Source organism: Paraburkholderia sp. ZP32-5, assembly GCF_021390495.1.
In the GTDB taxonomy this organism is placed as follows: Bacteria; Pseudomonadota; Gammaproteobacteria; order Burkholderiales; family Burkholderiaceae; genus Paraburkholderia.
In genome coordinates, this window is record NZ_JAJEJP010000003.1 from 476,773 (window position 1) to 490,010 (window position 13,238).

Below are 13,238 nucleotides of genomic sequence, written 5' to 3' on the forward strand. Positions count from 1 at the left end.
TGCCCGTGCGCGCGTAAATGCCCGCCATGAACGACGAATGGATCTGGTACCTGTTGATTGGCGCGCTGCTGACCTTCATGGCCGTCGCGCGCGGGCCGATTCGCCGTTTGCCGCTGACCGGCGCGATGATTTATCTGCTCGTCGGCATCGCGATCGGTCCGGCCGTGTTCGGTCTCGTCGGCGTCGATCTGGTCGGCAATACCGCGTTGCTGGCCGCGCTCGCGGAAGCCGGGCTGGTCGTGTCGCTGTTTTCGATCGGCATGCATCTGCGCGTGCGGCTGAGCAATCCGCTGTGGCTATTGCCGTTGCGGCTCGGCGGTCCGGCGATGCTCGTCACCGTCGCGTTGATGTTCGGCTTCACCGCGCTGCTGACGGGCCGCGCGGACGGCGCCGCGCTATTTCTCGCGGCCGCGCTCGCGCCGACCGATCCGGTGCTCGCGAACGAACTGCGCGTCACCGAGGCGGGCGATGACGAGCCGCTGCGCTTTGCGCTATCCGGCGAAGGCGGCATGAACGACGGCGCCGCCTATCCGTTTGCGCTGCTCGGCCTCGCGCTGGCGGGCGCGGATATGCCGGGCTCCGGCGGCGCCGCGCAATTTGCCGGCTCGGTCGTCTGGGGCATCGCGAGCGCGCTCGTGATCGGCGGCGTATTCGCAATCGTCTTCGCGCGCGCGATTTTCTTTCTGCGCACCCGTCATGGCGAAGCGCTCGGCCTCGACGGCTTTCTCGCGCTCGGCCTGATGTCGACCTCCTATGGTGCCGCGTTGCTGGTCCATGCGTACGCATTCGTCGCGGTGTTCGTCGCGGGCGTCGCGCTGCGTCGCGAGGAATTGCGCGCGACCGGCGACAAGAACCCGGTGGAAGTCCTCGAAGATGTCGAACGCGGCGAACGTCGCGAGGTGGCGAAAGATCCGGAAAAGGCGCACGCGTATCTCGCCGAATCGATGATGGGCTTTACGCTCGAAATGGAACGGATCGCGGAGTTGTCGCTGATGCTGATCATCGGCTGCGTCGTGTCCGCGCATTGGCGCGACATGCTCGACGTGCGCGCGGTATTGCCGGCGATGTTTCTGTTCTTCGTCGCGCGGCCGGTGTCCGTCGTGGTCGCGATGTTCGGCGCGCGCGTCGACAGCAGCCAGCGTCATCTGCTCGGATGGATGGGCATTCGCGGCGTCGGCGCGTTCTACTACCTGATGTTCGGCCTGCAGCACGCGCGCGGCGCGATGACGCCGCTGCTGCCCGCGGTTCTGGATGCGATCGTGTTGTCCGTGCTGCTGCATGGTTCGACCGCCAACTATCTGTTGCGGCGGTACTTCGATCGGCGTCGCTGAGCTGTGTAGCCGAGTCCGGCCGATCTCCGCTTTGTACTTTGTATCGCACTGTATCTGCCGGCCGCGCTGATACGCGCGCTTACCAAAACGGCATCGCCAGACACATGCCGGATACGCGCGGGCGTTTCAATACGTTCACCGCAAGTCGAGCCCGCGCCGCGATACCAACCACGCTGGATTCCCAGCGCCGGACTCGACCCCGGATTTTTCAATCTGAAGGCGGGCTGCGTATGTCACTCAGCACACGTCGCCCGCGCACTACCCAATCAACAGGAGCGAACCACCATGTCCCGAATCGAAAACGTGCTGTACACCGGCAAGACACACACGACCGGCGGCCGCGATGGCGCCGCGCGCAGCTCGGACGGCCGCCTCGATGTCAAATTGTCGTCGCCGGGTTCCGCGGGCGCTGGGACCAATCCCGAGCAACTGCTCGGCGCGGGCTGGTCCGCGTGCTTTATCGGCGCGTTGGGTTTGGCCGCGCGCGCATCGCATGTGTCGTTGCCGGCTGATACCAGTGTCGATGCCGAAATCGATCTGGGCACGACCGATGGCGCCTATTTCCTTCAGGCACGTCTAAGCGTGAATCTGCCGGGTCTGCCGCGCGATGTCGGGCTGGCGCTGATCGAGCGCGCGCATCAGACCTGCCCGTATTCGAAGGCGTTGCGCGGCAATGTGGATGTGCAGACGTCGCTGGTTTGAGCGATGGTGAAGCGGCACGCTGAAACGCTAAGCGGAAGATAGCCGGATCGATGTTTCGGCTGGCCGACGGATTCGTCGGCCCTTCCGTGGCAAGCGTGAAGCGTTGCCGCAAGTGTGCGGCTGCACGTCGAAGCAAACCAAGCGACAAGCCGCTCGATATCGCGGCAATTGTCGCGATATCAGCGATCGCCACCCGCGCAGCCTACCCCGGATGATGCAGCGGCTCAGGCGCCTGCGCGACCACCACAAGCTCGTCGTTCAACGGATAAGCGCGCCCAGTCCACGGCGCCAGCGCATTCTCCCAACGCGCGAGTACCGCGGCCGCAACGCTATTGCCGACCACATTGGTAGTGGTCCGGCCCATGTCGATGAACTGATCGATAGCGAGCAGCAGCACCACGCCCTCGGCCGGCAGGCCGAACATCGGCAGCGACGCCGCGATGACGACGATCGCCGCGCGCGGCACACCGGCCACTCCCTTGCTGGTCAACATCATCACCGCGAGCATCAGGAACTGCTGACCGAACGACAAATGAATGTTGTACGCCTGCGCGACGAACAGCGCGGCGAACGCCTGGTACATCATCGAGCCGTCGAGGTTGAACGAATACGCGAGCGGCAGCACGAAATTGCTGATGCCCGGCTTGACGCCGAAGCGCGTCAACTGCTCGATCGTTTTCGGATACGCGGCCTCGCTGCTGGCGGTGCAGAACGCGATCACCATCGGTTCGCGAATCAGCCGCATCAGCGCGAATATCGACTTGCCGAGCACGCCGTAGCCGGCCAGCAACAGCACGCCCCATAGCACCATCATGCCGAAGTAGACCGCGCCGATGAACTTGCCGTAGGTCACCAGCATGCCGAGCCCCTGCACCGTGATCACCGCGGCGATCGCGCCGAACACGCCGACCGGCGCGAACCACATCACGTACGACGTGACCTTCAGCATGATCGCGAACAGCCCGTCGATCGACGCGAGTAGCGCCGGCGGCAGCCGGTCTTTCAGCGTGCCCGCCGCGATGCCGAAAAACACCGCGAAGACGACGATCGGCAGAATCTCGTTGGAAGCCAGCGATGCAAAAACGCTGCTCGGCACGATATGCGCGACGAAGTTGCGCAGGTTGAATGCCGACGTGCTGACATCCGCCGCATTGGGCGGCATCGGCAGTTGCATCGTGTGGCCGAGATCGAACAGATTGGCGAGCACGAGGCCGATCGTCAGCGACACCAGCGACGCGCAGAAGAACCAGCCGAGCGCCTTCAATCCGATGCGTCCGACGGTACGCGCATTGCCGAGCGCCGCGAGCCCGGCGATCAGACCGGTGAGCACCAGCGGCGCGATCACCATCTTGATCAGGCGCAGGAAGATATCGGTAATCAGCGAGAACTGCGCGGCAATCGTCTTGATGGTAGCGGGCGCCGCGTACTGATGGCACAGGTAGCCGGTGACGATGCCGGCCAGCATGCCGATCAGAATGGCGAGGCCAAGTCGATTCTGCTTCATGGCTGCTCCTTTGCCGCGCGGCGGCGGCCGTATGACCGAATGACCTCTGATGCCCGACTTATGCTCGACTTATGCGCGACTTATGCGCGACTGCTCTGGCTGAGCGCGGAGCCCGCTGGGACCCGCGGGTCCCAGGTCTCCACTCAGCCCCGCGTATCGGTAGCAGGCGGCAGCCCGGCCGCGAACGCGTCCATGTAACCGAACAGCGCGGCGCTGCCGCCGGTGTGCACGAACACGATGTTTTCGTCGCGCGAGAATTGGCCTTTGCGGATCAGATCGATCAGACCGGCCATGCCCTTGCCCGAATAGACCGGGTCGAGCAGGATGCCCTCGGTGCGCGCGAGCAGCGTCACCGCTTCGACCATGCCGGCGGTCGGCTTGCCGTAGCCGTCGCCGACGTAATCGCAATTGGCCATCACGCGCTCGCGCTTCACGACGCCGGGCATGCCGAGAAGCTCGGCCGTTTCGCTCGCGAGCTTGAACACGTTCGCTTCCTGCTGCTCGCGCGCGGCGCGCACGCCGATGCCGAGCACGTCGATGCCGCTGTGCGTGCCTTCGAAGCCGGCTACGAGGCCGGCCTGGGTGCCGGCGCTGCCGGTTGCGTGCACCACACGATGCACTCTTAGTTGTCTACGGTTCGCCTGTTCGAGAATTTCCAGCGCGCAGTTCACATAGCCGAGCGCGCCGAGCGCATTGGAGCCGCCGCCGGGAATCACGTAGGGCTTGCCGCCGGCCGCGCGAACTTCGTCGGCCACCGCGCGCATCGCTTCGTTCATGTCGGTGCCACCCGCATAGGTGCGCGTCGGCGCGCCCATCAGACGTTCGAGAAACACATTGCCCGAATACAGGTAGGCGTTGTCGCGGCTGCCGGTGCGGTCCTCCAGCAGCACGATCGACTTCATGCCGAGCCGCGCGGCGGCGGCGGCCGTCTGGCGCGCGTGATTCGATTGCGTCGCGCCTTGCGTGATCACGGTATCGGCGCCCTGGCGCTGCGCGTCGGCCATCAGAAATTCGAGCTTGCGGGTCTTGTTGCCGCCGGTAGCGAGGCCGGTGCAGTCATCGCGCTTGATATAGAGCGTCGGGCCGCCGAGCAACGCTGACAGGCGCGGCAACGGTTCCAGCGGCGTATCGAGGTGGCCGAGCGGGATACGGGGAAAGCGGGAGAGATGCATGATGGGTCCTGGGTTCAGCGGTTGATAGAAAGAGGTGCATTCAACGAAGCGCATCCGCCGGCAGTGCTTCGAGACGGCGGGCGTAGCGCACGCAGCGCTGCGCGAGATTGGCGGTTGCATCGACGAGCGGTTGGGGGAGGTCGGCGGGGTCCAGCACCAGCGGGACTTCGGTGCAGCCGGCCACCAATGCGTCGGCGCCGGCGTCGATCAGGTTCATCGCGAGCGTGCGCATCTCCGCGCGCAGCTCGCTCGACAGATCGCCGAGCTTGATGCGGTAAAGCAGCTGCATGAAGTGCGCCTGTTGCGGCGCGGCGAGCAGCAGCGCCTCGTAGCCGCGTCGCGCGAGCGCGCGCTGATAGAGGCCGGCATCGAGACAGCCTTGCGCGGCCAGCACGCCGACGCGTCGCAGGCCGGGCAAGCCGCGCGCGCATGCATCGCAGGCTTCTTCGATCATGCTGACGAACGGCACGCTAATCGCCGCGCGGATGTCGGCTTCGAACGCATGCGCGGTGTTGCAGGCCATCACCAGCAGATTGGCGCCGGCTTGTTCGAGACCACGCGCCATCGCGGCAAGCACGGGACCGGGGCCGTCAGTAGCCGAGGCGCCGTTGTCGCCGGTTGCGCCGGCGGCGATCGCGCGATTGCGGTCGGGGACTTTCGGGTTGGAATCGAGCAGCACGCGCAAATGGTCCTGCTCGCGCTGCACCGGCGTGGCGGCCACCAGCTTGGCGAGAAAATCGGCGCTCGCCTGCGGGCCCATGCCGCCCAGCACGCCGATGACGAGTTCATCGCCGGCGGCGATTGCTGCCTGTTCGCTCATTGCTGTCTCCCGTCCTGTTTTGTGTTGCGCGGCCCGGTTTGGTGGCCCGATTCCGCGGCCGTCTTCGCGACGTCGACCCATGTTAGTTTTTAAGAGTTTGCTGCGCCAATGCCGTTTTGGGCCGAAACTATGCGGCAGCGGAATAGTTTGGGCCGCTTGCCTGTCATGCATGGAGAACGGACATGGAGTTCAAGTGGCTGGAGGACTTCCTTTCAGTTGCGAAGCTGCGCAATTTTTCGCAGGCCGCGCGTGAGCGTCACGCGACGCAGCCGGCCTTGAGCCGTCGTGTGAAAGCGCTCGAAGCCTGGTACGGCGTGCCGCTCGTCGATCGCAGTACCTATCCGGTGGTGCTGACGCCGGCCGGCGATCATTTCCTGCCGCTCGCCGAGCAGATCGTCGCCGATCTTTATCGCAGCCGCCGCGAGGCCCGCGCGGAGTTCGGCACGAACGGCCAGGCGGTGAGCTTCTCGATGCCGCACTCGCTCGCGGTGTCGTTCTTTCCGAACTGGTGGAAGAGTCAGTCGCAACAGGGCGAACTCACGGCCACGGTGGTGACCGCCGATTTCGACGAATGCGTCGAGCTGCTGCTCGGCGGTGCCTGTCAGTTTCTGCTGTGCTATTGCCATGACGCGGTGCCGCACGGGCTGGACGCGCACGGCGTGCGCGGCGTGCAGGTTGGGCGCGACAGGCTGGTGCCGGTGTCGGCGCGCGACGCGCAAGGGCACGTGCGATTCGATCTTGTCGCCGGCACGCGCGCGGTGACGCCGTTGCTCGGTTATCCGCGCAATTCGTTTCTCGGCCGCATCGCGAGCATGCTGCATGCGCAGATGGAGTCTTATGCACCGGCCGTGCTGCGCTACGAATGCGCGCTCGTCGAAGCGTTGAAGGCCGAGGCGCTGCTCGGCGAGGGAGTGGCGTGGCTGCCGGAGTCGATGATCGGGGGTGAACTGCGCGCGGGCACGCTGCAGATCGTCGGCGATGCGTCGCTGACCGCGCCGCTATCGATCCTGCTCTGCTGGCCGACGGCGTCGGGCGCAGCCGCGCATGAGCCGGCTTTGCGTATCTGGAACGACGCGGTGAGCGCGGAGCCGCGCGTGAAGGCGGCCCGTGCACAACAGGAAAAGGAACAGGTGCGGAGCGCGTGAGCGGCATTCGACATCAGCCGCATTTGCGATCAGCCTCGCTCGGACTTCGGTAACCCTTCGATATTCGACGACCACGGCAACGCCGAGTCGCACCATATCTGCCGCAATGGCGGGATCAGCGCGCGCTGCCGGATCGTGCCGAGCCGCAGATTGAACTGGGTGGGATGGTCCGGCGCACACGTATAGATCGGCGTGCCGCAATCGGCGCAGAATGCCTGCACGCGTTTCGCGCCCGAATCGCCGGTTTTCACATAGCGCTTCGGTTCGCCTCTCAACAAGTGAAACGCGTCGGCGCTGGCTGGAACGCTGGCGCGATACGGCGCGCTGGAGAACGTCTGGCAATCGGTGCAGTGGCAGAGCCCCGCGCGTTGCGGATCGACTGTCGCTTCATAGGCAATCGCACCGCAGTGACAACTTCCTTCGACTTTCATTGCTGATCCTTTCGACTGTTGGGTGGCCTGCTGCGTGGTCGGTTGGGTGGTCTGTTGCGTGGCGGCAGGACGCGTTGCTTCGCCGCGTGCTTGCTGGCTTATAGGCATCTTGGGCACCTTCAGCACGCAGCGGCGCATGCATGATAGCGAACTCGCGCTTCACACCGCCGGCAAACAATCAGCCCGCTTCGTAACGGACTTCGCTGGCAGCCGCCATCGCATTGCCACCCTGCGCCCGCTGCGCCGAATCGCGCGGACTGCGCTGCTCCGGATACGCATACGGCCCGAGCCGGCGGATCGACACGATCGACACCAGCGCGAGCGCGGCGAACACCCACAACGCCGCGTGATACGAATGCAGCAGGTCGTAGCACAGGCCCGACAGAAAGATCATGATGCCCGCGCCCCAGCCCCAGCATGCCCACATACCGCCGCACACGCGGCCGAACAGCCGCAGGTCGAAGTAGCGGCTGACGATGAACGTGATGATGTCTGCCTCCGCGCCGATGCTGACGCCAAACAGCGCGGCCGCGACCATCGCCGCGTGCCCCGTTGCGCCGGCGGCGAGAATCAGCACGCCGCACAGCGTCAGCGTGAACGACATCGCCGCGACATAGGGCGCGTGAATACGGTCCATCAGATAGCCGGCAAACAGCCGCCCAACCGCCGACGACAAACCCGCGATCGACAGCATGCTCGCGGCGGCGCGCACGGTTTCGCCGCGATCGGTCATCATCGGCACGAGTTGCGACAGCAGCGCGAGCAGCACGCCCGACATGCAGAAGATCGAGATGCCCAGCAGCCGGAACGTGCGGTCGTGGCGGAAGATGGTCCACAACGAAGGCAGTTTGTCGGCGGCCTGGCGGGTGCGCCGCGCGATCGCTTCGTCGGTGCCGGACGGCATGCGTACCAGCAGATAGAGCGCGGGAATCGAGATCGCGGCCATCATCGCCGCGACACCGAGGTAGCCGGTGCGCCAGCCGAAATGACGCAGCAGAAAACCCGCGTATTGCGGCATCAGCATCGCGCCGATCGCGGTGCCGCCCACGGTCAATCCGAGCGCGAGACCGCGACGCCGATCGAAGCGCGCGCAGACCACCTTCGCGTACGGCAGCGCATTACTGCCCGGCGCGAACAGGCCGACCATCACGAACACCAGACAGAACAGCGGCAGCGAAACCGGAATCACGGCGACGAGCGCGATCGACAGTGCGAACATCGCGAGGAAGAACAGAGTGGGACGCCGCACGCCCCAACGGTCGATCAGCGAGCCGAGGACGATGGTGCCGGGTCCCATCGCAAACTCGAAGATGGTCAGACCGAGCGACACCTGTGCGCGGCTCCAACCGTTTTCCGCCGCGATCGTTTTGATAAACGTGCCGAACATGAACGCGGAAATCACGCCCGCGCCGACCGACAGACACATGGCACCGCCGACGACGGTCCACCATCGATTGATATCCTGCTTCAACTGTCTCTCTCCACCTCATGTGCCGCGCCGGCGCGTTGTACGCCGTGCGCGGCGGGTTGTGCTCGCGATCGTGTTTGCCGCGGCTACCCGATGTTATACGCAAAGCGCATGAGTGCGCGTGAGACCTGTTTCGTCGTGTTCCGCGTTGTTCCGTGCGTCAGGTTGGGTGGCTTGCGCCGCAGTGGTGAAGCGACTTTCGTCTGCAGAAAAGGACGAAATTCGCGCAGTGCGTACTTGCGCGAATCGTTTGGGCTTCGCTTCAGCTTTAGCGCATTGAAAACGAATACGGCCGCTGATTTCAGCGGCCGTCTATTGGAATGCCACGGGCGACCGGACGTTACGCCGGCTGCTATGTCCGCATCACTGTGTCGGGCGATCTTCCGACCCTACGCTGGCGAGTGATGCGGACCTTCACACCTGCGACGCAGGCGCCCGTGGTTCGATGATTGTGCCCGAGCCGCGTTGGGCTCGTGCCGGCTTCGTATCGGGCTCGTGTTGCGTACCTAGCCCTGCTGATCGAGTTGCGCCAGATCGACGCCCTTCGTTTCGCGCGCGAAGCGAAGCAACACCATGCCCAGAATCGCCGCGCCAACCGTGAACAACACGATGCCGATCGCCATCGACAGCGAAAGCCGATGCATCGTCGACAGCACGATAAACGGCGCGACACCGCCGCCGATCACGCCGAAGTTATAAAGAAAGCCGACACCGGATGCACGAACGTCGCGCGGCAGATTCTCCGTCAATATCGTGCCCCATATGCCGGAAGAGCCGACTAGAAAGAAGCCGCTCAGGAATGCGCACACGAGCGCGATGGCGATCGTCTGTGCAGCCGCGACCACGCCCGCGACGCAGATCGCGCCCACGCCGATCATCAGCGAAATGGCGAGGCGCCTGCCGAGCCGTTCGGCAATGAAGCCGGACGCGATAAAGCCGAATATCTGGCCCACGGCCGACGCCATCGCAACGGAGCTGACGAAGGCGGCGGGAAGTTCGAGCGAGCGCAGGTAGGTCGGCAGCAAGGCCTGGAAAGGCCACGAACCGAAGCACAGCACGAACATCAGCAGCGCGAGATAGGCGACGCGTCCTGGGTAGCGGCTGAATAGCTGGGACACTGGATTTTTGCTGCCTTCAGTGGTCGACATCGCGCGCTTTTCTTTCCACGCCGCCGATTCGGGCACGAAGAAGATGATGAAAAGCGCGAGCACCAACGCGGGTGCGAGGCCGACGAAGAACATGCCGCGCCATCCGAACGACGGGTAGACGAACTCATACGCGAGAGCCGCGCCGATTGCGCCGACGCCCCAGCCCGTATCGAGAATGCCAATACCGATTGCGCGATACCGTTCAGGCCACGACTCCGCGACCATCGCCGCGCCGAGCGAGAAGCCCGGTGCCATGCCGAAACCCAGCAGCAGGCGGAACACCGCCAGCGACATGAAATTCCACGACAGGCCGGTGGCGACCGCGCCGGCGGTGAACCATGCCAGCGTGATCAGCAGCGGGATCTTGCGGCCGATCCGGTCGCTCAGACCGCCGAAAAACAGACCGCCGATCCAGCGCACGCCATAGGTCGCGAGAAGGAGTAGCGACGCGGTATCGAGCGAAACGCCGAACGCGTGCGCGATGTCGCGCAGCACGAAGGTGATTGCGAGGAAATCCAGTGCATCGTTGACCCACACGCCCCATGCAGCCAGAAGAACGCGCCACTGCGACGCTGTGATTTCCCGGTACCACGGCTTGGCTGAGGTCCGTGACAAGATGGCTTCCGATTGCATGCTGTCTGTCTCCACCGGCTGAATAAATGGTCATTGAAGTTTGCAATGTAACCGGTCTCATGATGGTGTGCAATGTGGATGCATGAAGTCCAGGGAATACACCTAACGTATTGATGATTGGCCGGATTTATCCGAGAATTCGTGCTGTCGAGTGGGTGCTTATCTATTTGTGAAACCGATTACATATATGGAGCCGGATAACATGCATGCGTTGTCGGCACTGGGCATGTCGAGGGTCGTCGCCGGCTTGTGGCGTCTGCCCGACTGGAGGATGTCTGCCAACGAGTTGTTGGGCTTTGTCGAGGGTTGCATCGAGCGTGGCGTGACCACGTTCGATCATGCGGAGGTCTATGGTCGTGGCGCGGTCGAAGCCGCGTTCGGCGAAGCATTGGCGTTGAAGCCCTCGCTGCGCGCCGGGATTCAGCTCGTCAGTAAGGCGGGGATCAGGTTCGCGACGGCTTCGGCTGACGGTGCGCCGATCAAGTACTACGACACTGACTCAGGCTATCTGCGCGAGGCCGTCGAGCAATCGTTGCGGCGCCTGAAGACCGATTATCTGGATCTGTTCCTGATTCATCGGCCCGATTCATTGGCGAGCATCGACGATATCGCGCTCACCGCTGACGCGCTGGTTGCGCAAGGGAAGATTCGCGCGTTCGGTGTGTCGAATTTTTCCGCGCGGCAATTCGAGTTGCTGCACGCGAAGGTGCCGCTCGCCACCAATCAGATCGAGTTCTCTCCTTTCGAACTGGCGGCGCTGGACGGCGATATGTTCGCCGTCTTGTCGCAAGCGAACGTGTCGCCGATGATCTGGTCGCCGCTCGGTGGCGGCCGCCTGTTGGCGAATGACGATGACGTGGCGCTGCGCGTGCGTCGCGTGATGACCGCTCTGCAGCCCAAGTATGGAGCGGCGAACTGGCTGTCGATCGCCTATGCGTGGGTAGCGCGGCTGCCCGGCGCGCCGTATGTCGTTTCGGGAAGTCGGCGGCTCGAATCGGTGCAGGCAGCGGTGGACGGACTTCGGATCGAATTGAGCAGACCGGACTGGTACGCGATTCTCGAAGCCGCGCGCGGCCAGCCGGTTCGTTGAACTACCGCAGGTGAACTACCGCGAACCTTTGCCTCGCGGCGGCGGCCCGGACGACGCGCGAATGATGATTTCTGCTTCGCACTCGATGCTTTGCGCGCGCTCTTTGCCGGCAAGTTCCGCGAGGATCATCTGCGCGGCGTTGCGGCCGATCTGCGCGCTCGGCACGCTGACGGTGGTAATCGGAATCGGCAGTTCGGACATCACCTCGAAGTCGTCGAAGCCGACGAGGCTCAACTGCTTAGGTATCTCGTAGCCCGCCTGCATGGCTTCGAGCATCGCGCCGATCGCAAACGAGCCATTGCCGCAGATGATCACAGTAGGCGGCTGCGGCGTGCTCATCACACGTGAGAACAGTTCGCGGCCCACGCGCACGCCCCAGAATCCCTCGACCATATGAGCCGCCGAAATGCCGAGCCCATGTTCGGCGAGCGCATCGCGCACGCCCTCGCGGCGATCGAAGGCGCGGTCGTTCGAATCCGCCGTCTGCGACAGCATCGCGAACCGTCGATGTCCAAGACCAAGAAGGTAAGTCGTGAAATCGAAGAACGCCTTGTGGTTGTCCACGCCCACGCACAGATGCTCGCTTTGCGGATGAAAGGTGAACGTATTGACGAACGGCACGTTGCGTTGCGCAAGCAACGGATAAAGGTCCGGGTGATGCGATTCGCCGACGAGCACCACCGCGTCGACGCCACGCTCCAGCATCGTGCGGACCTGATTGAGTTCGCGCCTCGCGTCGTATTGCGTGCAGCCGAGCAGCAATGTATAGCCCGCCGATTCCAGCACGTCCTGCAACTCCTGGATCGCGGTCGCGAAGTGCTCGTTCGAGACGGTCGGAAACACCGCGCCGATCGTGCCGGTGCGTTGGGTGGCCAGCGCGCGCGCGGCGGCGTGCGGCACCCATCCGAGGTGATTGATCGCGGCGGTGATGCGCGCCCGCAGTTCGTCCGAGACGAGTTCCGGCGCGTTCATCATCCGCGACACGGTGGCCGAAGACACGCCGGCGAATTTCGCCACGTCACGCAGGGTGACGCTCGCCGCGCGCGGCTTTCTGCCGCCGGCAGTGTCTTCCATTGTCGTTTTCGTCTTCGCCATGCGTGGCCGGTTCGTGTGCGCAGTTTTTCCGGATTATAACGGCGCCGGAATCCGGATAGCGCTCGCGCTGAAGCGCCGCTAGCTTTTGTTCGACAGCTTTTTCGCCCACTTCATCAGGTGACGCCCGGCCGCGACGACTTCGCCGTGCTGGTTGATGACTTCCATGTCGGCCGTGCTGCGGCGCTTCTCTTCATCGATTTCGGCGACCCGGTAGATGACGGTCACCGTGTCGCCGAGCAGCACCGGCTTGATGAAGCGGATGCGGTCGTAGCCGGCCGACACCGGGAATTCATCCAGATCGGTCCGGTGGATGATGTGCGCGATGCTGATGGTCGACGCCGTCGACATATAGCCGACCAGCAGCGCGCCGTGCGCGATGCGCCGTCCGATCGCGGACTTCTCCTGCATGTACTGCTCGTTGATGTGCGTATCGCTGAAATCGCCCGTCAGGCCCGCGAACAACGTCACGTCGGTTTCGCCGACCGTCTTCGCGAACCGGTATTCATCGCCGATTTCAACACCTGTGATTGCCATTTGATTGCTCCTGTAAAGCCGCTGGGATGGGTGCGCGATCGCGAAACCCGCGGGATGGTCGGCCTCGGCGTGACGCCTGGGTACCTGAATGCCTTGCGTGGCGATTTAATAATACCGGTTACATTGAGAATTTAGCAACGTCGAAATTGAACAATTTGCGGCGGC

12 protein-coding genes are annotated in these 13,238 nt (G+C 64.0%); 4 read left to right on the top strand and 8 right to left on the bottom strand.

Going from position 1 to position 13,238, the window contains the following annotated elements; genetic code table 11:
- Positions 1 to 26 precede the first annotated feature (26 nt).
- Positions 27 to 1,331 carry a cation:proton antiporter domain-containing protein gene (locus L0U82_RS34640; protein WP_233839317.1) on the top strand — a complete coding sequence of 435 codons (1,305 nt, stop codon included), beginning with the start codon at positions 27 to 29 and terminating at the stop codon, positions 1,329 to 1,331.
- A gap of 285 nt (positions 1,332 to 1,616) precedes the next feature.
- Entirely contained in the window at positions 1,617 to 2,033 is a 417-nt protein-coding gene (locus tag L0U82_RS34645; protein ID WP_233838146.1) for an organic hydroperoxide resistance protein, read from the top strand.
- Positions 2,034 to 2,235: 202 nt separating this feature from the next.
- Here the strand turns inward: L0U82_RS34645 and L0U82_RS34650 are convergent, their stop codons facing one another.
- The 3 genes from L0U82_RS34650 to L0U82_RS34660 all read right to left on the bottom strand — a co-directional run bounded on the left by L0U82_RS34650 (position 2,236) and on the right by L0U82_RS34660 (position 5,529).
- A complete protein-coding gene (locus L0U82_RS34650; RefSeq protein ID WP_233838147.1) occupies positions 2,236 to 3,537 on the bottom strand; it encodes a dicarboxylate/amino acid:cation symporter in 1,302 nt (433 codons plus the stop codon).
- 143 nt (positions 3,538 to 3,680) lie between these two features.
- Complete coding sequence (locus L0U82_RS34655; RefSeq protein WP_267929920.1) at positions 3,681 to 4,709, bottom strand: D-cysteine desulfhydrase; 1,029 nt, start codon at positions 4,707 to 4,709, stop codon at positions 3,681 to 3,683.
- A gap of 40 nt (positions 4,710 to 4,749) precedes the next feature.
- Positions 4,750 to 5,529, bottom strand: coding sequence for an aspartate/glutamate racemase family protein (locus tag L0U82_RS34660; protein WP_233838148.1), 780 nt, complete (start codon positions 5,527 to 5,529; stop codon positions 4,750 to 4,752).
- Positions 5,530 to 5,711: 182 nt separating this feature from the next.
- Between L0U82_RS34660 and L0U82_RS34665 the strand changes: the two genes are divergently transcribed.
- Entirely contained in the window at positions 5,712 to 6,674 is a 963-nt protein-coding gene (locus L0U82_RS34665; protein ID WP_233838149.1) for a LysR family transcriptional regulator, read from the top strand.
- A 29-nt stretch (positions 6,675 to 6,703) separates the two neighbouring features.
- Here the strand turns inward: L0U82_RS34665 and L0U82_RS34670 are convergent, their stop codons facing one another.
- The 3 genes from L0U82_RS34670 to L0U82_RS34680 all read right to left on the bottom strand — a co-directional run bounded on the left by L0U82_RS34670 (position 6,704) and on the right by L0U82_RS34680 (position 10,336).
- The gene (locus L0U82_RS34670) at positions 6,704 to 7,105 is read right to left on the bottom strand and encodes a GFA family protein (RefSeq protein WP_233838150.1); all 402 of its coding nucleotides are present in this window, start codon (positions 7,103 to 7,105) and stop codon (positions 6,704 to 6,706) included.
- Positions 7,106 to 7,283: 178 nt separating this feature from the next.
- Positions 7,284 to 8,576, bottom strand: a complete 1,293-nt coding sequence (locus L0U82_RS34675) for an MFS transporter (protein WP_233838151.1) — start codon at positions 8,574 to 8,576, stop codon at positions 7,284 to 7,286.
- A gap of 503 nt (positions 8,577 to 9,079) precedes the next feature.
- Positions 9,080 to 10,336 carry an MFS transporter gene (locus tag L0U82_RS34680; RefSeq protein WP_233838152.1) on the bottom strand — a complete coding sequence of 419 codons (1,257 nt, stop codon included), beginning with the start codon at positions 10,334 to 10,336 and terminating at the stop codon, positions 9,080 to 9,082.
- A 205-nt stretch (positions 10,337 to 10,541) separates the two neighbouring features.
- Between L0U82_RS34680 and L0U82_RS34685 the strand changes: the two genes are divergently transcribed.
- On the top strand, positions 10,542 to 11,444 hold the full coding sequence (locus L0U82_RS34685) for an aldo/keto reductase (protein WP_233838153.1): 903 nt from the start codon (positions 10,542 to 10,544) through the stop codon (positions 11,442 to 11,444).
- Between the two features lie 15 nt (positions 11,445 to 11,459).
- On the opposite strand, the gene L0U82_RS34690 is transcribed toward L0U82_RS34685, so the two are convergent.
- Together L0U82_RS34690 and L0U82_RS34695 are read right to left on the bottom strand one after the other, a co-directional pair.
- Positions 11,460 to 12,518, bottom strand: coding sequence for a LacI family DNA-binding transcriptional regulator (locus tag L0U82_RS34690; protein WP_233838154.1), 1,059 nt, complete (start codon positions 12,516 to 12,518; stop codon positions 11,460 to 11,462).
- A gap of 99 nt (positions 12,519 to 12,617) precedes the next feature.
- Positions 12,618 to 13,073 (bottom strand): MaoC family dehydratase, encoded by a 456-nt coding sequence (locus L0U82_RS34695; RefSeq protein ID WP_206000243.1) that lies wholly within the window; start codon positions 13,071 to 13,073, stop codon positions 12,618 to 12,620.
- Positions 13,074 to 13,238 lie beyond the last annotated feature (165 nt).

What these genes read in the sequence shown, in the direction of transcription:
- L0U82_RS34640 (WP_233839317.1), top strand. Translation starts at nt 27, where the DNA reads ATGAACGACGAATGGATCTGGTACCTGTTGATTGGCGCGCTGCTGACC.
- L0U82_RS34645 (WP_233838146.1), top strand. Translation starts at nt 1,617, where the DNA reads ATGTCCCGAATCGAAAACGTGCTGTACACCGGCAAGACACACACGACC.
- L0U82_RS34650 (WP_233838147.1), bottom strand. Translation starts at nt 3,537, where the DNA reads ATGAAGCAGAATCGACTTGGCCTCGCCATTCTGATCGGCATGCTGGCC.
- L0U82_RS34655 (WP_267929920.1), bottom strand. Translation starts at nt 4,709, where the DNA reads ATGCATCTCTCCCGCTTTCCCCGTATCCCGCTCGGCCACCTCGATACG.
- L0U82_RS34660 (WP_233838148.1), bottom strand. Translation starts at nt 5,529, where the DNA reads ATGAGCGAACAGGCAGCAATCGCCGCCGGCGATGAACTCGTCATCGGC.
- L0U82_RS34665 (WP_233838149.1), top strand. Translation starts at nt 5,712, where the DNA reads ATGGAGTTCAAGTGGCTGGAGGACTTCCTTTCAGTTGCGAAGCTGCGC.
- L0U82_RS34670 (WP_233838150.1), bottom strand. Translation starts at nt 7,105, where the DNA reads ATGAAAGTCGAAGGAAGTTGTCACTGCGGTGCGATTGCCTATGAAGCG.
- L0U82_RS34685 (WP_233838153.1), top strand. Translation starts at nt 10,542, where the DNA reads ATGGAGCCGGATAACATGCATGCGTTGTCGGCACTGGGCATGTCGAGG.
- L0U82_RS34690 (WP_233838154.1), bottom strand. Translation starts at nt 12,518, where the DNA reads ATGGAAGACACTGCCGGCGGCAGAAAGCCGCGCGCGGCGAGCGTCACC.
- L0U82_RS34695 (WP_206000243.1), bottom strand. Translation starts at nt 13,073, where the DNA reads ATGGCAATCACAGGTGTTGAAATCGGCGATGAATACCGGTTCGCGAAG.